14 protein-coding genes are annotated in these 18,257 nt (G+C 74.6%); 13 read left to right on the forward strand and 1 reads right to left on the reverse strand.

Annotated elements, in window-relative coordinates:
- Positions 1 to 129 precede the first annotated feature (129 nt).
- From benA to RTG05_RS07340, 9 genes are all read left to right on the forward strand, one after another.
- On the forward strand, positions 130 to 1,506 hold the full coding sequence (gene benA / locus RTG05_RS07300) for a benzoate 1,2-dioxygenase large subunit (RefSeq protein WP_166528084.1): 1,377 nt from the start codon (positions 130 to 132) through the stop codon (positions 1,504 to 1,506).
- A 5-nt stretch (positions 1,507 to 1,511) separates the two neighbouring features.
- Positions 1,512 to 2,060, forward strand: a complete 549-nt coding sequence (gene benB, locus RTG05_RS07305) for a benzoate 1,2-dioxygenase small subunit (RefSeq protein WP_166528085.1) — start codon at positions 1,512 to 1,514, stop codon at positions 2,058 to 2,060.
- A gap of 75 nt (positions 2,061 to 2,135) precedes the next feature.
- A complete protein-coding gene (gene benC, locus RTG05_RS07310) occupies positions 2,136 to 4,895 on the forward strand; it encodes a benzoate 1,2-dioxygenase electron transfer component BenC (RefSeq protein ID WP_166528086.1) in 2,760 nt (919 codons plus the stop codon).
- A gap of 52 nt (positions 4,896 to 4,947) precedes the next feature.
- Positions 4,948 to 7,680, forward strand: a complete 2,733-nt coding sequence (locus tag RTG05_RS07315) for a helix-turn-helix transcriptional regulator (protein WP_315912410.1) — start codon at positions 4,948 to 4,950, stop codon at positions 7,678 to 7,680.
- 248 nt (positions 7,681 to 7,928) lie between these two features.
- Positions 7,929 to 8,807 (forward strand): helix-turn-helix domain-containing protein, encoded by an 879-nt coding sequence (locus tag RTG05_RS07320; RefSeq protein WP_208104843.1) that lies wholly within the window; start codon positions 7,929 to 7,931, stop codon positions 8,805 to 8,807.
- Positions 8,808 to 8,920: 113 nt separating this feature from the next.
- Positions 8,921 to 10,696, forward strand: coding sequence for an FAD-dependent oxidoreductase (locus RTG05_RS07325; protein ID WP_166528087.1), 1,776 nt, complete (start codon positions 8,921 to 8,923; stop codon positions 10,694 to 10,696).
- Positions 10,693 to 11,631 carry an intradiol ring-cleavage dioxygenase gene (locus tag RTG05_RS07330; RefSeq protein WP_166528088.1) on the forward strand — a complete coding sequence of 313 codons (939 nt, stop codon included), beginning with the start codon at positions 10,693 to 10,695 and terminating at the stop codon, positions 11,629 to 11,631. Before RTG05_RS07325 ends, RTG05_RS07330 begins: the two co-directional genes overlap by 4 nt.
- The gene (locus tag RTG05_RS07335) at positions 11,628 to 12,725 is read left to right on the forward strand and encodes a maleylacetate reductase (protein ID WP_208104844.1); all 1,098 of its coding nucleotides are present in this window, start codon (positions 11,628 to 11,630) and stop codon (positions 12,723 to 12,725) included. The genes RTG05_RS07330 and RTG05_RS07335 overlap by 4 nt, the downstream gene beginning before the upstream one ends.
- A 219-nt stretch (positions 12,726 to 12,944) precedes the next feature.
- On the forward strand, positions 12,945 to 14,132 hold the full coding sequence (locus RTG05_RS07340) for an NAD(P)/FAD-dependent oxidoreductase (RefSeq protein WP_166528089.1): 1,188 nt from the start codon (positions 12,945 to 12,947) through the stop codon (positions 14,130 to 14,132).
- Here RTG05_RS07340 and RTG05_RS07345 read toward each other — a convergent pair whose 3' ends face one another.
- Positions 14,133 to 14,837 (reverse strand): GntR family transcriptional regulator, encoded by a 705-nt coding sequence (locus RTG05_RS07345; RefSeq protein ID WP_166528090.1) that lies wholly within the window; start codon positions 14,835 to 14,837, stop codon positions 14,133 to 14,135.
- Between the two features lie 149 nt (positions 14,838 to 14,986).
- On the opposite strand from RTG05_RS07345, the gene RTG05_RS07350 reads away from it, so the two are divergent.
- The 4 genes from RTG05_RS07350 (at position 14,987) to RTG05_RS07365 (ending at position 18,251) form a co-directional block, all read left to right on the forward strand.
- Positions 14,987 to 15,718 (forward strand): SDR family NAD(P)-dependent oxidoreductase, encoded by a 732-nt coding sequence (locus RTG05_RS07350; protein ID WP_166528091.1) that lies wholly within the window; start codon positions 14,987 to 14,989, stop codon positions 15,716 to 15,718.
- A gap of 78 nt (positions 15,719 to 15,796) precedes the next feature.
- Positions 15,797 to 16,369: an amino acid synthesis family protein gene (locus RTG05_RS07355; protein WP_166528092.1), complete on the forward strand. Its 573-nt coding sequence runs from the start codon at positions 15,797 to 15,799 to the stop codon at positions 16,367 to 16,369.
- Positions 16,366 to 17,553 (forward strand): amidohydrolase family protein, encoded by a 1,188-nt coding sequence (locus tag RTG05_RS07360; RefSeq protein WP_166528093.1) that lies wholly within the window; start codon positions 16,366 to 16,368, stop codon positions 17,551 to 17,553. Before RTG05_RS07355 ends, RTG05_RS07360 begins: the two co-directional genes overlap by 4 nt.
- 44 nt (positions 17,554 to 17,597) lie before the next feature.
- On the forward strand, positions 17,598 to 18,251 hold the full coding sequence (locus tag RTG05_RS07365) for a DUF4286 family protein (protein ID WP_166528094.1): 654 nt from the start codon (positions 17,598 to 17,600) through the stop codon (positions 18,249 to 18,251).
- The last annotated feature ends 6 nt before the right edge of the window (positions 18,252 to 18,257 follow it).

Consider the following 18,257-nt stretch of genomic DNA (forward strand, 5'->3'; position numbering starts at 1 on the left):
CTCGATGAGCGCCTGGTCAGGACTAGGCAGATGCCCGACGCGGACGTGACGTGCGCCACCGGACAGTGGTCCCGACGCACCCGCCCGACCGCCTGCTCGACCGACCGCCCACTCGACCGGAGGCCCGCCATGACAGTCGACGCCACCCAGCTCCGCGACGTCCTCGCCGACGCCGTCATCGACGACCCCGAGGCCGGGATCTTCCGCGCCAACCGTCGGATCTTCACCGACGAGGAGATCTTCGAGCTGGAGATGACCCACATCTTCGAGGGCAACTGGGTCTACCTCGCGCACGAGAGCCAGGTCGCCAACCCCGGTGACTACTTCACCACCTTCATCGGCCGCCAGCCGGTGGTGATCACCCGCGACAAGCAGAGCGAGCTGCACTGCCTGGTCAACGCGTGCGCGCACCGTGGCTCGATGCTCTGCCGCCGCAAGACCGACAACCGGATGACGCTGACCTGCCCGTTCCACGGCTGGACGTTCCGCAACGACGGCAAGCTGCTCAAGGTCAAGGACCCCGACGGCGCCGGCTACCCCGAGAGCTTCGCCAAGGACGGCTCGCACGACCTGGTCAAGGTGGCGAGCTTCGACAGCTACCGCGGGTTCCTGTTCGGCAGCGTCAACCCGGACGTGAGCACGCTCGCCGAGCACCTCGGCGACACCACCAAGGTCATCGACATGCTCGTCGACCAGTCACCCGACGGGCTGGAGGTGCTGCGCGGTTCCTCGACCTACACCTTCGACGGCAACTGGAAGGTCCAGGCCGAGAACGGCGCCGACGGCTACCACGTCAGCGCGACCCACTGGAACTACGCGGCCACGACGTCGCGGCGCAGCACCGGCGAGTCCAAGAACACGACGAAGGCGCTGGACGCCGGCGGCTGGGGCAAGTCCGGCGGGGGCTACTGGTCCTACCCCAACGGGCACCTGTGCCTGTGGACCTGGGCGGCCAACCCGCAGGACCGCCCGCTGTGGGACCGCCTGGACGACCTCAAGGCCCAGTTCGGCGACGCCAAGGGCGAGTTCATGGTCAAGGGCTCGCGCAACCTGTGCCTCTACCCGAACGTCTACCTGATGGACCAGTTCAGCACCCAGATCCGGCACTTCCGGCCGATCACGCCGGACCGGACCGAGGTCACCATCTACTGCATCGCCCCCAAGGGGGAGAGCGCCGAGGCCCGCGAGCACCGGATCCGCCAGTACGAGGACTTCTTCAACGCCTCGGGCATGGCCACCCCGGACGACCTGGAGGAGTTCCGCTCCTGCCAGCTCACCTTCCAGGCCACCGCCGCGCCGTGGAACGACATGAGCCGCGGCGCCGAGCACTGGCTGACCGGCCCGGACCCGGTCGCCGAGGCCCTCGGCATGGACGGCGTCATCTCGGCGGGGCAGCGCAACGAGGACGAGGGGCTCTACCCCATCCAGCACGGCTACTGGCTGCAGACCATGCGCGCCGCGCTCGAGAAGCGCGCCGGCGCGTCCGCCGCGACGACGGAGGGCTGATCCCCGTGACCACCACGCAGGACACCACGCAGACCCCGGCCCCGGCGGCACCCACGGGCGGGAAGCTCATCACCCAGAACACGATCGAGCAGTTCCTCTACCGCGAGGCCCGCTACCTCGACGACCGCGAGTTCGAGAAGTGGCTGGAGTGCTACGCCGACGACGCCGTCTTCTGGATGCCCTCGTGGGCCGACGACGACCGGCTCACCGAGGACCCGCGCCGGGAGATGTCCCTCATCTACTACTCGAACAAGGGCGGGCTGGAGGACCGCGTCTTCCGGATCCGCACCGAGCGCTCCAGCGCGACGTCCCTGCCCGAGCCGCGCACCAGCCACAACGTCAGCAACGTCGAGGTCATCGAGCGCCGCGGCGACCTGGTCGACGTCCGGTTCAACTGGCACACGATGTACTTCCGGTACAAGACCGTGGACCCGTACTACGGGACGTCGTTCTACACGATCGACTTCTCCGGGCCCGCGCCGCTGATCCGGCGCAAGACCGTGGTGCTGAAGAACGACTACATCCACCACGTCGTCGACATCTACCACCTCTGAGCAGCGGCCTGCCCAGGCCACCCCACCGAGCAGCCACCCCACCGAGCAGCCGCCCCTCCGAGCTACGGAGATCTCATGGACCACCGCGTGGCACTGGCGTTCGAGGACGGGGTCACCCGCTTCATCACCTGCCGGGACGACCAGACCGTCGCCGACGCGTCCTACCGGTCGCGGATCAACATCCCGCTGGACTGCCGGGACGGCGTCTGCGGCACCTGCAAGGCGTTCTGCGAGTCCGGCGAGTTCGACATGGGCGGTTACCTCGAGGACGCGCTGTCCGGCGACGAGGCGGAGAGCGGCTACGTGCTGACCTGCAGCACGAAGCCCCGCTCGGACCTGGTCCTGCAGATCGCCAGCACCTCGGCGGTGGCGAAGACCAGCGCCGCCACCCACCGCGGTCGGGTCACCGCGCTGGACCGGCTGTCCCCGACCACGGTCCGGCTGGCCGTCGCGGTCGACGACCGGACCTCCCTGGCGTTCCTCCCCGGGCAGTACGTCAACATCGCCGTCCCGGGCACCGGGGAGTCCCGGTCGTACTCCTTCAGCAGCGCTCCGCAGGACGAGGAGCTGACCTTCCTGGTCAAGCTGACGCCCGGTGGCGTCATGTCCACCTGGCTGGAGCAGCGGGCGCAGGTGGGGGACGAGGTCACCTTCACCGGCCCGCACGGCAGCTTCTTCCTGCGCGAGTCCGACGCGCCGTTGCTGCTCCTGGCCGGCGGGACCGGGCTGGCGCCTGTCCTGTCCATCCTGCGGACGCTGGAGGGCGCCGGCAGCGACCGGCAGGTGCACCTGGTCTACGGCGTCACGACCGACGACGACCTGGTCGAGACGGCGGCCATCGACCGGCTGGCCGGCGCCATCGACGGGTTCACCTGGGACCACTGCGTCGCCGACCCCGCGACCACGGCGGCCAACCGGGGCTACGTCACGGGGTTCACCGGCGCCGAGCACCTGCACGACGGCCGCGCCGCGGTGTACCTCTGCGGTCCACCGGCCATGGTGGAGGCCGTCCGCACGCACGTCGCCGGGCTGGGGGTCAGCCCGGCGGGCTTCTACTACGAGAAGTTCGCCCTGGCCGCGGCCCCGACGCAAGTCCCCGAGGAGGTCGTCGAGCCGGAGCCGGGCGCGGTCGTCCCCGAGCCCGAGCAGGCCGCTCCCGAGCCGCCGCCGGTCCCGGTCGCCGTCCCGGACACCGTGGCCGAGCTGCTCGCCCTGGACGGCAGGGAGGGGCGGACCGCAGCCGGGCAGGCGCTCTTCCCGCTGGTCGAGCTGGACCCCCTGGGCAGCTCCGGCGGCACCGGGCGGGGTGCGGAGTCGCCCGGGGAGATGTGGCGCGTGGCGGGCCAGCAGGTGGGGGAGCCCTCCGCCGGCGGCGACGTCCTCCCCGTGGAGGACGCCGACGACCTCGTGCCCGCCGTCGGCGCCCGTTCCGTCGCCGGCCAGGAGGTGCTGCCCGAGGTGGCGCTCGAGCAGCTCACCCCGCCGACCGCGGCGGCGCCGGCCGGTGCGGCGGACGCGGAGGTCCAGCCGGCCATGACCGCCCGGGGCTTCGCGATCACGGCCGACGGCTACGAGATCGGTGAGGAGCACCCGTCGGTGCACGAGTCCGACGCCCTGTTCGACGCCCGCCGGGCGCTGGAGCTGGGCGCGCTCGAGCTGACCGTCGGCCGCCTGAGCCACCAGCAGCTGGTCGGCTACCGGGTCCTGGCCGAGGCGACCGTGCCGCACGTCGAGGGCGACCGGTTCGTCGACGCCGCGGCCTACACCGAGACCAACGCCGCCTTCCACGACTACCTGTTCACCCTCACCGGCAACGAGCACCTGCTGCGCGCCTACCAGGCACTGGGCGTCACGGGGCACATGGAGGAGTCCCTCCGCACGGCCACCTGGTGCCACCCCCGCTGCACCCAGGACCACCTCGACATCGTCGAGGCGTTCCGGGACGGCGACCGCGAGCGGGCGCGGGTCCTGGTCACCGAGCACGCGGAGCGGTCGAAGGAGACCACCCGCCGAGCCATGCACGACCTCGCCGCCGGGCGCCGTCCCCGGTTCGTCACGCCGGGCCGGTTCGCCGGCCAGGTCGTCCTGGTCACCGGGGCCGGGCAGGGGATCGGTGAACGCACGGCGCGGCGGATCAGCGCCGAGGGCGGCAGCCTGGTCCTGGCCGACCGGGCCGAGCCGGTGCGCGACCTGGCCGCGGAACTGGGCCGGCCCGGCGCCGAGGCGCTCCCCGTGGTCGCCGACCTGGAGACCTGGGAGGGCGCGACGTCGGTCGTGCAGGCCGCGCTGCAGCGGTTCGGCCGCATCGACGTCGCCGTGCACACCGTCGGGGGCACGATCTGGGCCAAGCCGTTCGAGCACTACCCGCCCGAGCAGATCCAGGCCGAGATCAGCCGGTCGCTGTGGCCGACGCTGTGGTGCTGCCGCGCCGTCGTGCCGCACATGGTGGAACGGGGACGGGGCACCATCGTCAACGTCTCGTCGGTGGCCACCCGGGGGGTCAACCGCCTGCCGTACGCCGCGGCCAAGGGCGGGGTCAACGCCATCACCTCCGCGCTGGCCCTGGAGATGGCCCCGCACGGCGTGCGCGTGGTCGCCACCGCACCCGGCGGGACCGACGCCCCGCCGCGCCGGACCCCGCGCGGGCCGGCCCCCGAGTCCGAGGTGGAGCAGGCCTGGTACCGGACGATCGTCGACCAGACGGTCGAGTCCTCGCTGCTCAAGCGCTACGGGACCCTGGACGAGCAGGCGGCGGCCATCACCTTCCTCGCCTCGGAGGAGGCCTCCTACATCACCGGGACGGTCCTGCCCGTGGCCGGTGGCGACCTGGGCTGAGCCGCTGAGCGGACGGCCCTCCACCGAGCCGCCCGGCCCTACGGTGGCCGACGTGCGCCCGGGTGACGAGGACCACCACGTCGTCGGGCAGGTCCCCGAGACGGCGCGGCTCGACGGCCTGCTCGCACGGGTGCGGACGGGCGGGCCGGTGACCGCCGTCCTCGAGGGTCCGGCCGGGATCGGCAGGACCACCCTCCTGCGCCGCTTCCTGCACCGGCACCGGGAGCTGCCCACGACATCGGCGACCGGCCTGCCGTGGGAGCGGTGCCGGTCTGGGGCGCTGGCCCGGCGACTGCTGGACGACGACCCCGCGGGCCCCGCCGTGTCGCAGGCCACGACCGACCCGGCCGACCTGGGCACCGCCCTGGCGCAGCGGTGGGTCGACCGCGCCCGGGAGGGGGCGCTGCTGGTGGCCGTCGACGACGCCGACCGCGCCGACGTGGTGTCCCTGCAGGCGGTCGTCTCGGCGGTCGTCCGGCTGCACGACGCGCCCGTGCTGCTGCTGGTCACCCGGACCACCGGGTGGTCGGCCACCGAGGACCCGGAGCTCGCCGACGTCCTCGAGCGGCTGCCCGGGGTCCCCGTGCCGGTGCCGCCGCTGCGGCCGGAGGACGTCCGGCTGCTGGCCGCCCGGGTGGCGGCCGTCGACCTCCCGCTGCCGATCGCGCGGCGGCTGTGCGAGCACACCGCCGGCATCCCCCGCTACCTGCTGGAGGTGCTCCGCGACACCCCGCCGGCGCGCTGGTCGGACTGGCAGACCCGGTTGCCGGCGCCCGCGGGCGTCCAGCGCCGGGTGCAGCGGGCGCTGGACCGCTGCTCGCCGGCGGCCCGGGCGCTCGTCGAGGCGGCCGCCGTGCTCGGTCGCACCCCGGTGCTCGCCGACGCCGCGGTCCTGGCCGGGCTCGCCGACCCGGTCGCCGCGCTGGAGGAGGCGTGCACCGTCGGTCTCCTGGCGGCCGCCGCCGGGCACGGCCTGGACGCGCTGGTCTTCCCGGAGCGGTTCGTCCGTGGCGCGGTCCACGCGACCCTCTCGCCGCGGACCCGGCACGACCTGCACCTGCGGGCGGCCGCCGTCGTCACGGACGACGTCGAGCGGCTCCGCCACCGGGTGGAGGCGGCCCCGCTCCCGGACGCCGGCCTCGCCCGCGAGCTGGTGGAGCTGGCGCGGCGCAAGGCCGACGAGGGGGCGTGGGCCGTGGTCGCCGGCGCGCTCATCGACGCCAGCCGGATCAGCCCCGGCCGGGCCGACCGGGAGAGCCGCCTCATCGAGGCCGTCGACGCCCTGGCCGGTGCCGGCCTGCTCGGTCAGGCGGTCGACGCCCTCCCCGACGTACAGGCGCTGCCGGCCGGCCCGCGTCGGGACGCGGTGCTGGCCTACGTCGCACTCCAGCGGGGCCGCCGGGCCGAGGCGGTCTCCCACCTGGACACCGCCTGGCGCCACCGCGGGGCCGACCGCGCGGCCGCCGCCGTGGTCTGCCAGCGCCACGTGTTGCACGCCCTGGCCGACTGGGACGGCGAAGAGCTGGTGCGGTGGGCCGGCCGGGCGGTCGAGCACGCCGAACCCGGCTCGCCCGCGGCGGTCGAGTCCCGCGCCATCGTCGGTCTGGGACACGCCGCCCGCGGTGCGGTCGCGGAGGCGTTCACCGCCTACCGGCAGGCGGTGGCCGAGAGCCCCTCCGGGCCCCAGCACCAGCGCGCCCGCATGGGGCTGGGCTGGCTGTCCCTGGCCCAGGACGAACCGGAGGCGGCCCGGCGCGAGCTGGAGTCCGCCGTCCCGACCGTCCGGCAGACCGGCTCCAACCGGATCTCCCTGTGGGCCCTCGCCTGGCTGGCCCGCACCCGCTTCGCCTTGGGGGACTGGCCCGGGGCGCTGGACGCCGTCGGGCGCGCGGAGGTGCTCCTCGGGGCCACCGGGCTGCACCTCCTGGGTCCGCTCGTGCACTGGACCGGCGCGCAGGTCCACGCGCTGCAGGGGGACCAGGAGGCCGCCGAGCGCCACCTCCGGCTGGGCGCGGCCACCGAGCACGACTACACCGTCATGACGGTGCCGGCCCTGCTCGCCCGCGCCTGCGTCGCGGAGGCCGCGTCGGACCACCCCGCGGTCGTGCGCCACCTCGCCCCGCTCGCCGGCCGGACGCCGCGCGGTGGTCTGGACGAGCCGGGCTTCTGGCCCTGGCACGACGTCCACGCCCACGCCCTCGCCGTGACCGACCGGCTCGCCGAGGCCGAGCGGTTCCTCGCGCCGTTGGAGGAGACGGCGCACCGCCGGGGACACCGGTCCACGAGCGCCCGACTGGGCTGCGTCCGTGGCCGGCTGCTCGCCGCTCGCGGCGACCTGACCGGGGCTGGGGCGGCGTTCGAGGCGGCACGGGCGCACCTCGCCGCGCTGCCGCTGCCCTACGAGCGCGCCCGGGTGGACTACGTCCACGGGATGACCCTGCGGCGGGCCGGCCGACGCCGGGACGCCGCGGCGCTGCTGGCCACGGCGCGTCTGACGTTCGCCGCCCTCGGCGCGCAGGTCTACGTCGACCGCTGCGACCGCGAGCTCAAGACGGGCCGCCCCGCCGTGCGCGGCGCCGCGGCCGGCGCCCAGGGGCTCACCGAGCAGGAGCGGACGATCGCCGAGCTGGTCGCGACCGGCCTGACCAACCGGGAGGTCGCCGCCGCGGTGACGCTGTCGGTCAAGACCGTCCAGTTCCACCTCACGCACGTCTACGCGAAGCTGCACGTCCGGTCCCGCTCGGAGCTGGCGGCCCGGTTCGCGGCCGGGACGCTCCCGCTGTGAGCGGTCCGGGGGGCGTCCGCCGTCCGGCGCGGAGGACCCGCAGCGTGCTGGCGGGCGTGGCGGTCCGCCCAGCCGCCGATCGCGCGCAGTGGCCCGCCGCCGGCGTGGGGTGCACGGCGCGGCCGCACGTGGGGCGGCGGTGACCGCGGCGCACCGCTCCCGAGCGGTCCGGGAGCGGCCGGGCGGCGACTAGCCTGTCCCGCACACCACGCGGTACGCGCGCATCCCGTTGAGCAGAGGAACGGTCCGTGTCGAGTGAACTGGGGCTCTCGCACACCAACGGCATCCTCCGCCAGCCCTGGGTGACGCCCGAGCGGACCAGCGCCGGCCTGGGGTGGGACGGGCAGTACCTGTCCGTGCAGCACGAGCGCCCCTACCGCGACTCCTTCGCCGCGGCCGGCACGCACCTGGTGATCCTGCACCTGGACGGACCGGTCGTCGTCCGGCGTGGCCGGGGGACGGCGAGCCGCGCGCGGGAGGTGCCGGCCGGGGGCCTGTTCGTCCACCCGGCCGGGCGTGACCTGACCGTCGAGCTCGGCGGACCCCTGCACACGGTGCACCTCTACCTGCGCGACGAGGTGCTCCAGGGCGCCGGGGACGGCGAGCGGCCGGTGGAGCTGGCCGAGGAGCTCGGCACCAGTGACCGCCTGCTGGAGCTGCTGCTGCGCTCGATGGACCAGACGCTGCGGCACTGGGAGCCCACCGCCCGGACCTACGTCGACCAGCTGGGGGCCATGGTCGCCGCCCAGCTGGTCCGCCAGCACGCGGCCGGCCCGCGACCGGCCGACGACCGGTCGCCCCGCGGTCTGGGGGACCGGCAGTTCGAGGCCGTCCGGGCGCTGATGGAGGAGCGGCTGGCCGGGCCGGTCCCCCTGACCGAGCTGGCGTCGGCCGCGGGGCTCAGCGTCAGCCAGTTCGGCCGGCAGTTCAAGGCGCGGACCGGCCTGGCACCGCACCGCTACCTGCTGGGCCTGCGCCTGGACCGCGCCTGCCGGCTGCTGCGCACCACCCGGGCGCCGATCGCGGAGATCGCCGCCCGCTGCGGCTTCTCCCACCAGGAGCACCTCACCAGGGTCGTGCGGGCCCACCTCGGCACCACACCGGCCGCGGTGCGCCGCGCCGCCTGACCCGCCGGTGCGCTGTTCGTGCAGCGAGGACAGCCCGGACGTGCAGGAGACGGCGCTGTGGCGCGCCGCACACTCGGGGCCGACGTGACTCGAGCACCGAGGAGAGGCACCCGATGGCAGACCTCGTCACCGACGTCCTCGTCGTGGGCAGCGGACCGGCCGGCTCCGCGGCCGCCCTGGCGCTGGCCACCTACGGCGTGTCGACCACGGTCATCACCAAGTACGGGCGGCTGGCCGACACCCCGCGGGCGCACATCACCAACCAGCGCACCATGGAGGCCCTCCGCGACCTCGGCGTCGAGGAGGAGGTGGTGGCCCAGGCGGTCCCGCAGGAGCTGATGGGCAACCTCGTCTACTGCACCTCGATCGCCGGCGAGGAGCTGGGCCGGCTGCACGCCTGGGGCACCCGGCCCGACCGGCTGGCCGACTACACCGCGGCCAGCCCGTCGCGGATCTGCGACATGCCGCAGGACCTCATGGAGCCCGTCCTGCTGCACAACGCCCAGGCGCGCGGCGCCCGGGTCCGCTTCGACACCGAGTACCTGTCCCTGCAGCAGGACGACGAGGGCGTCACCGTGCACGTCCGGGACCGGCTGCGCGGCGACGAGTACGACGTCCGCGCCCGGTACGTCGTCGGCGCGGACGGTGGCCGCAGCCAGGTCGCCCAGGACGTCGGCCTGCCCCTGCAGGGCCGCATGGGCGTCGGCGGCAGCATCAACGTCGTCTTCGACGCCGACCTCTCCCACCTCGTCGCCGACCGGCCCTCGGTCCTGTACTGGGTGCTGCAGCCCGGCGCGGACGTGGGCGGGATCGGGGCGGGCCTGGTGCGGATGGTGCGGCCCTGGCACCGCTGGCTGATCGTCTGGGGCTACGACATCGACGGCCCGCCCCCGGACCTCACCGAGGAGTTCGCGCTGTCCGTCGTCCGCCGGCTGGTCGGCGACGACTCGGTGCCGGTGCGGATCCTGTCCAGCTCGGCCTGGACGGTGAACCACCTGTACGCCGAGCGGTACTCCGCCGGGCGGGTGTTCTGCGCCGGCGACGCGGTGCACCGGCACCCGCCGTCGAACGGCCTGGGCTCCAACACCTCCATCCAGGACGCCTACAACCTCGCGTGGAAGCTGGCGATGGTCGTCCGCGGCCAGGCCGGGCCGGGGCTGCTGGACACCTACTCCGCCGAGCGCGCGCCGGTGGGCCGGCAGGTCGTCGACCGGGCCAACCAGAGCATCGCCGACACCGCCCGCATCTACGACGCCCTGGGGCTGCTCGACACCACCGACCCGGAGCTGATGGTCGCCCACATGGCGGCGCGCAAGGAGGCCACCCCGGAGGCGGAGAAGCAGCGGGCCGCGCTGCGCGAGGCCATCGCCTTCAAGGACCACGAGTTCAACTGCCACGGCGTGGAGATGGACCAGCGCTACGCGTCGGCCGCGGTGGTGCCCGACGGAACGCCCGCCGAACAGCCGGCCCGCGACCCCGAGCTGTACAGCCACGTCACCTCCCGGCCCGGCGCCAAGCTGCCGCACGCCTGGCTCACCACCGACCACCGCCGCCGGGTGTCCACCCTCGACCTGGTCGGGGGCGGCCGGTTCACCGCCGTCACCGGCATCGGCGGGGAGGCGTGGGTCCGGGCCGCGGCCGCGGTGGGGGAGCGGCTGGGCGTCGACGTCGCCTCGGTCGTCATCGGCCCCGGCCGCGCCCACGACGACCTCTACGGCGACTGGGCGCGGGTGCGCGGCACCGACGACGGCGGGGTGCTGCTGGTCCGCCCAGACGGCTACGTCGCCTTCCGCCGCCGCGCGGCTGCCGCGACCGACGCCGACGCCCAGGCCGCCCTGGAGAGCGCGCTGCGCACCGTGCTGGACCGCGCGGGGCAGGTGCCGGCGTGAGCGACCGGCTGCTGTTCACCGAGGAGGGCTCGGCCGACGTCGTGGCCGCCGCCTTCGCCGGCACCCCGGACCCCCGGCTGCGCCGGGTGCTCACCTCCTTGGTGCACCACCTGCACGCCTTCGTCAAGGACGTCGAGCTGACCGAGCAGGAGTGGGGGGCGGCGATCGACTTCCTCACCCGCACCGGCCAGATCAGCGACGACGTCCGGCAGGAGTTCATCCTGCTGTCGGACGTGCTGGGGGTGTCGATGCTGGTGGAGACGATCAACCACCGCACCGGCGGCACCTCGACGGAGTCCACGGTGCTGGGGCCCTTCCACATGGTGGAGTCCCCGCCGCGGGAGCTCGGCGACACCATCGCGCTGGACGGCAAGGGCAGCCCGTGCCTGGTGTCCGGGCGGGTGACCGGCCCGGACGGTGAGCCGCTGCCCGGGGCGACGGTCGACGTGTGGCAGGCCAACGAGGACGGTTTCTACGACGTGCAGCAACCCGGCGTGCAGCCGCCGGGCAACCTGCGCGGGCTGTTCACCACCGACGGCGAGGGCCGGTTCTGGTTCCGCTCGGTGGTGCCGCGGTTCTACCCGATCCCCGACGACGGGCCGGTCGGGCAGCTGCTCGCGGCCACCGGCCGGCACCCCTACCGGCCGGCGCACCTGCACTTCATCGCCGCCGCGGCCGGTCACCGGCCGGTGACCACGCACGTGTTCGTCGCCGACAGCCCCTACCTGGACTCCGATGCGGTGTTCGGCGTCAAGGACAGCCTCGTCCGGGAGGTGCCCGAGGTCGACGACCCGGCGCAGGCGGCCGAGGTGGGCCTGCCCAACCCGTTCCGGACGCTCACCTTCGACCTCGCCCTGCTGCGCGCCGACCAGGCGCCGCCGGCCGCCCAGCCGGCCCAGGCGCAGCCCACCACGGTGCCGGGCGCGCCGTCGTGATCGCCCCGTTCACCCACCAGTCGCTGCCGATGCGGGTGGTCTTCGGCGCCGGGTCGCTGGCCCGGCTGCCCGACGAGGTCGGGGCCCTGGGGCTGACCCGCGTGCTGGTGCTCTGCTCGCCGGAGCAGCAGGACACCGGGGAGCGCGTCGCGCGGGCGCTCGGCGACCGCGCGGCCGGTGTGCTCCCGGAGGCGCGGGTGCACGTGCCGGTCGAGGTCGCCCACCGGGCCCGGGCGCGCGCCACGGAGCTCGGCGCGGACGGCTGCGTCGCCGTCGGCGGCGGCTCGGCGGTCGGGTTGGGCAAGGCGATCGCGCTGGCGCACGAGCTGCCGGTGGTCGCCGTCCCGACGACCTACGCCGGCTCGGAGATGACCCCGGTGTGGGGACTGACCGAGGGCGGGGTCAAGCGCACCGGCCGCGACCTGCGGGTGCTGCCGCGCAGCGTCGTCTACGACCCCGAACTCACGCTGTCCCTGCCGGCGGGGCTGTCGGCGACCAGCGGCGTCAACGCCGTCGCGCACGCCGTGGAGGCGCTGTACGCCCCCGACGCGACGCCGATCGTCTCTCTGATGGCCGAGGAGGGTGTCCGGGCGCTGGCCGCCGCGCTGCCCCGGGTGGTCGCCGACGGGTCGGACCTGGACGCCCGCAGCGAGGCCCAGTACGGCGCCTGGCTGTGCGGGGCGGTGCTGGCCGCCACCACCATGGGCCTGCACCACGAGCTGTGCCACGTCCTCGGCGGCGCGTTGGACCTGCCGCACGCCGAGACGCACACCGCCGTCCTGCCGCACGCCCTGGCGTACAACCAGCCGGCCGCGCCGCAGGCCGTCGCCGCGCTGTCCCGCGCCCTCGGCGGCGCCGCGGACCCGGCCCGCGTGCTGTGGGAGCTCGCCGGCCGGCTGGGCGCGCCCCGGTCGCTCGCGGAGCTCGGCGTGCGGGAGGAGGACCTGCCGCGGGTCGCCGACCTCGCCGTCGCCGGGGGTTCGTCCTACGCCAACCCCCGCCCGGTCACCCGCGACGGCGTGGCGAGCCTGCTGCACGACGCCTGGGCGGGCCGGGCGCCGGCCGGGTCGCAATGGGGTCAGCCCCGGAGGTAGACCACCAGGTGCCCGCCGTCGATCACCTCGAGCTCCTGCGGGGGGACGCGGGCCACGACGACACCCTCCCGCGGCGATCCCGCCACGGTGACGGTGTCCGTGCATCCTGGGCGATCCCACCTCGGACGAGCACCGGCAGCGGTGACTCCGGGGCGTCACTCGTCGGTGAGCCGTCCGGGGGAGAGCGGTTGGCCGCAACAGTGCCTACAGTATCCCGCTATGGAGCGCATCGTCGTGGTGGGAGCTGCGCTGGCCGGGACCCGCGCTGTCCAGTCGCTGCACGCTGAGGGGTTCACCGGCGAGGTCGTCGTGGTGGGCGCCGAGGACCACCTGCCGTACGACCGCCCACCACTGTCCAAGAAGCTGCTCACCGGTGACCTGGCCCCGGAGGCGATCGCCCTCAGACACGAGCTGGACGACACCACCACCTGGCTGCTGGGCCGCCGGGCGGTGGGCCTGGACCCGGTCGCGCGACGGCTGCGGCTCGCCGACGGGGAGTCCCTCGCCTACGACGGCCTCGTCGTCGCCACCGGGTCGGCCGCCCGGCGCCTGCCGACCGTGCCCCACGTGCCCGGCACCTTCCTCCTGCGGACCCTGGACGACGCGCTGGCCCTGCGGTCCGAGCTCGTGCCGGGGGCCAGGGTGGCGGTCGTCGGTACCGGCTTCATCGGTACGGAGATCGCCTCCACCTGCCGGGACCTCGGTCTGGAGGTCACCCTCCTCGGTGCACTGCCCGTGCTCCACCGCCCGATGGGGCCCCTGTCGCCGGCTGCCGCGGAGCGGGCCCGGGCGTACGGAGTGCAGGTCGTCGAGGGGGTCACGGTCGCCGGCCTGGACGTGGACGGGTGCGTCACCGGCGTGCGCCTGGACGACGGGACGACCGTCCCTGCCGACGTGGTCGTGGTCGCCGTGGGCGCTGCGCCGGTGACGGACTGGCTGGCGGGCTCCGGAGCGGTGCTCGAGGACGGCGTCGTCTGCGACGAGACGCTGGCGGTCCTCGGCGTGGACGACGTCGTGGCAGCCGGGGACGTCGCCCGGTGGCCGCACCCGGCGCTCGGCGGCGACCTGCTCCGCGTCGAGCACTGGACCAACGCCGCGGAGCAGGGTGCGGCGGCGGCGAGGCGGCTGCTGCACGGACCGGGCGTCGCTGCCTTCGGTCCCGTCCCCTCCTTCTGGACCGACCAGTTCGCCACGAGGATCCAGGGCGTCGGGTTCCCGACACTGGGTCCGGACGTCACCGTCGTGGACGGCGACCCGGCCGGGCGGCGGTTCGTCGCCGAGTACCGACGCGCGGGCCGGCTGGTCGGGGCGGTCGTGGCCGGCTCGCCCCGCGCCCTGCTGCCCTACCGGGCGGAGTTGCAGCACCTGGCTCAGGCACCGCTGCTGCCGACCGCGGGCGCGGCCTGATCAGACCCGGGTGCCGTGCGTGGGGACGTCGTCCGTCCGGCGCTGTTCGAGCAGCTCGACGATGCGCGCCCGGGTCCGCCCGATGTGCGCCTCCAGCTCGGCGCAGGCCCGGCCGGCGTCCCCGGCGGCGAGAGCCTCCAGGATCCGCCGGTGCTCGGCGTTGGCCTCCTCGTTGCGGTGCACGCCGTCCGTGCGTCCGATGTGCAGGTACCGCTGGACGCGCGCGGTGAGCTGGCGGGACATGTCCAGGGCCAGTTCAGCGCCCGAGTGGGCGTAGATGCGGCCGTGGAAGGTCTTGTTCAGGGTCAGCCACTGCTCGTGGTCGTCCACCTGCTCCATCTCGTCGCAGAGTGCCCGGAGCTCGGCCAGCTCGGTCCGGCCGATGCGAGGCGCAGCGCGACCCAACAGGTAGGACTCGACGCGGATGCGCAGGTCGAGCACCTCGGCGACACGCTCGACGGTCAGGGCGGTCACCACGGCGCGCATGTGGGCCTTCGCGCTGATGAGGCCCTCGGCCTGCAGCTGGCGCAGCGCCTCACGGACCGGTACCCGCGAGACCCCGAAGTGCCGGGCGAGGGTGACCTGGTTGAGCTCCTCGCCGTCGGCGAAGTCCCCGCGCGCGATCGCGTCACGCAGCGCGTCGGCGATGTCGTCCGACGTGGTCCGCCGCTCGAATTCTCCCGCGCCGGGTTCGAGTGCAGTCATGAGGTCGTCGATTCTCTCGCTCCGGGCGCCCAGGCAGCCGTCCACGGGATCCTAGCCCCCTCCCACCCAGTTGACTACTGAATACAGAAGTGGGCACCCTCTTGTCCCGTGCCGATCAAGTGAATACAGTTGTCAGCCGGAGGTGGGGCATGCCGGACAGGCAGCGGTTCGAGGGCGGTGTCGCTGTGGTCACCGGCGGTCACGGCGCCATCGGCCGGCACGTCGCCGCGGCCCTGCGCCGTGAGGGGGCCACGGTGGCGGTGCTCGACCGGGACACCGACGGTGCCGACGCCGACCTCGCGCTCGACTGCGACGTGACCTCCGGTGACCAGGTGGAAGCAGCCATCGACGAGGTGACCACCGAGCTCGGGCCGCCCACCCACCTGGTCTGTGCGGCCGGTGTGGTCTCCGAGTCCGAACTCGCCGCCCTGTCGGAGCAGGAGTGGCACCGGGTGGTCGACACCTCCCTCACCGGCACCTTCCTCACCTTCCGCGCGACGCTGCACGGCATGGCCGCGGCCGGCACGGGGGCCGTGGTCGCCCTGTCCTCCGGCTGGGCGACGAAGGGCTACCCCCGGGGCAGCCACTACGCGGCCGCCAAGGCGGGGGTCGAGGCCCTGGTCAAGTCGGCTGCCCTGGAGTACGCGGGCGTCGGCGTGCGCGTGAACGCCGTCGCGCCGGGGCCGGTGCTGACCCCGTTCCTCCCCGTGCCCGACGACGAGATGGCCGAGTTCCGGCGGCAGCGCGAGGCGGCCATCCCGCTGGGCCGGCTGGCCGAGACCGGCGACGTCGTCGGCCCGGTGCTGTTCCTGCTCGGTCCGGAGAGCGCCTACGTCACCGGCCAGGTGCTGCACGTCAACGGCGGCCTGCTCATGCCCTGAGCGACGCGACCGGGACGCGCAGGACCGCGTGAGGACCGCGACGAGACGACCACGACGAGACGACCGGAGGAGACGCCAGTGGCACTGCAGGTCCGCAAGTGGGTCAGCGTGGTGGAGGAGATCCACACCGACGGCGGCCCCGAGCTGGCGCAGCCGTTGCGCAAGGCCGCGGTCGCCGCCGTGATCCACAACCCGTACGCCGGCCGCTGGTCCGACGAGCTGGACGAGCTCCTCGAGCCATCCGGCGCGCTCGCACGGGAGCTGGTCGCACGGTGCGTCGCCGTCCTCGGAGACCGCGCGGAGAGCTGCGGCAAGGCGGCCGTCGTCGGGACGGCGGGGGAGCAGGAACACGGGGTCGCCTGCCTGACCACGCCCTTCGGCGACGCGCTCCGCGACGGCATCGACGGCAGCACGTGGGTGACCTCGACGTCGAAGGTCGCCGCCGCCGGTGAGGCGATCGACGTGCCGCTGGCGTACAAGGACGCGCTCTTCGTCCGCGAGTTCTACGACACCGTCACCGTGCGGGTGCCCGACGGGCCACGGCCCGACGAGATCGTCGTCATCGCCGCGCTGGCCAACCGTGGCCGGCCGCACCACCGCGTGGGCGGACTGGCCAAGGCCGACGCCACCGCCGGAGACGGCCTCCGGTGAGGCTGGCCGTCGTCGACATCGGCGACTCGCACGTCGGCGACCTCGCCGGCACACGCCTGGCCGGGGACGCCCTCCTCTGCGAGGACGGGCTGATCTCCTGGGTCGGCTCCGGCAGCGACGTCGACCTCGACGCCTGTGACCAGGTGCTGGACGTGGGCGGCGCGACCGTCCTGCCCGGCTTCATCGACTCGCACGTGCACGTCACCTTCGGCGACTACACCCCCCGCCAGAAGACGGTCGGGTTCCTCGAGAGCTACCTGCACGGCGGGATGACCCGGGCCATCTCCGCGAGCGAGGTGCACGTCCCGGGACGCCCGACCGACCCCAGCGGCGTGAAGGCGCTGGCGATCGCCGCCGAGCGGTCCTTCCGGCACTACCGGCCCGGAGGCGTGACGGTGCACGCCGGCTCGGTGGTCCTGGAGCCGGGACTGACCGCGGAGGACTTCGCGGAGCTCAACCGCGAGGGGGTGTGGCTGGCCAAGGGCGGGTTCGGTGCGTTCACCGCGCCGCGCGACTACGCACCCGTCGTCCGTGCGGCCCAGGACAACCACATCACCGTCATGGTGCACACCGGCGGCGGCTCCATCCCCGGGAGTCTGGAGGTGATGGACGCCGACGCGCTCCTGGAGATCCGGCCGGACGTCCTCGGACACGTCAACGGCGGGCCGACGTCGTTGAGCGAGGAGGGCGCCGAGGCGCTCGTGGTCGACGGCGGCACCATGGCCCTGCAGTTGGTGCAGGCGGGCAACCTGCGCTCCGCGGTGCACATCGGTGAGGTCGCCCTCGCGCACGGCTGTCCCGAGCGACTGCTCATCGCCAGCGACACCCCCACGGGCACCGGGGTCATCCCGCTGGCGCTGCTGCGCTCGATGGCCGAACTGGTGTCCCTCGGCCCCTTCACCCCCGAACTGGCCGTCGCCGCCGTCACCGGCAGTGTCGGCGCGATCTACGACCTGCCGGCCGGTGTCCTCGCGCCCGGCCGCCCGGCCGACCTCGTCGTCGTCGACGCCCCCCAGGGCTCGCAGGCCGACGACTGGCGCGGCGCCCTGCGCCGCGGTGACCTGCCGGCCGTCGCCGCGGCCGTCACCGAGGGGCAGGTCCGCTTCACCCGCAGCCGGAACACCCCGCCGCCCAAGTCCACGGTCCGGCTCTCCCGCGGCGTCCCGATGCCGCTGCCGTCCTGACCGCCCCAGCGCACCTGCCCCGCCGAGGTCACGAGAGGAGTCCCGTGAAGGGCCTGCTGTTCTCGCAGATGGAACCGCCTCCCGGCTGGGAGGAGGACTTCCACGACTGGTACGAGTCCGAGCACATCCCTGCGCGCATGGCGCTGCCCGGCTTCGCCGAGGCCCTGCGGTACGAGGTGCTCGACGGGACGCCACGATGGCTGGCCTGCTACTTCCTCGACGACCTCGGCGCACTCGAGACGCCGGAGTACCGCCGGCTGAAGACCCATCCCAGCGACCGCACGGCCCGGATGCTCGGCGCGGTCTCCGGCTTCACCCGCTACACCTGTGCGGAGCTGTCCGACACCGGCCCGGTCGGTGAACGGCCCGGCGTGCTGTCGGTGGTCGGCTTCTCCGTGCCGGACGGGGACGAGCGCGACTTCGAGGCCTGGTACGCCGAGGAGCACGTCCCGCTGCTGATGGAGGCCGACGGTTGGCTGCGGGTGCGGCGTTACCGCGTCCTCCCCGGCCACGACGGCCCGCCGTGGACCCACCTGGCCCTGCACGAGCTGCGCGACGGCGACGTGATGGCCGCGCCCGAGCGGGAGCGGGCCCGTACCACCGAGTGGCGCGACCGGCTCGCTCAGCGGCCGTGGTTCAGCAGTTCCGGGCGCTGGCTGTACCGGCCCGTCCACCACGCGGTCAGCACGACCCGCTGACCCCCG

The organism is Geodermatophilus sp. DSM 44513 (assembly GCF_032460525.1).
In the GTDB taxonomy this organism is placed as follows: Bacteria; Actinomycetota; Actinomycetes; order Mycobacteriales; family Geodermatophilaceae; genus Geodermatophilus.

Excerpts from the sequence above, each read along its gene's own strand:
- benA (WP_166528084.1), top strand. The coding sequence starts at position 130 with ATGACAGTCGACGCCACCCAGCTCCGCGACGTCCTCGCCGACGCCGTC.
- benC (WP_166528086.1), top strand. The coding sequence starts at position 2,136 with ATGGACCACCGCGTGGCACTGGCGTTCGAGGACGGGGTCACCCGCTTC.
- RTG05_RS07325 (WP_166528087.1), top strand. The coding sequence starts at position 8,921 with ATGGCAGACCTCGTCACCGACGTCCTCGTCGTGGGCAGCGGACCGGCC.
- RTG05_RS07340 (WP_166528089.1), top strand. The coding sequence starts at position 12,945 with ATGGAGCGCATCGTCGTGGTGGGAGCTGCGCTGGCCGGGACCCGCGCT.
- RTG05_RS07345 (WP_166528090.1), bottom strand. The coding sequence starts at position 14,837 with ATGACTGCACTCGAACCCGGCGCGGGAGAATTCGAGCGGCGGACCACG.
- RTG05_RS07350 (WP_166528091.1), top strand. The coding sequence starts at position 14,987 with ATGCCGGACAGGCAGCGGTTCGAGGGCGGTGTCGCTGTGGTCACCGGC.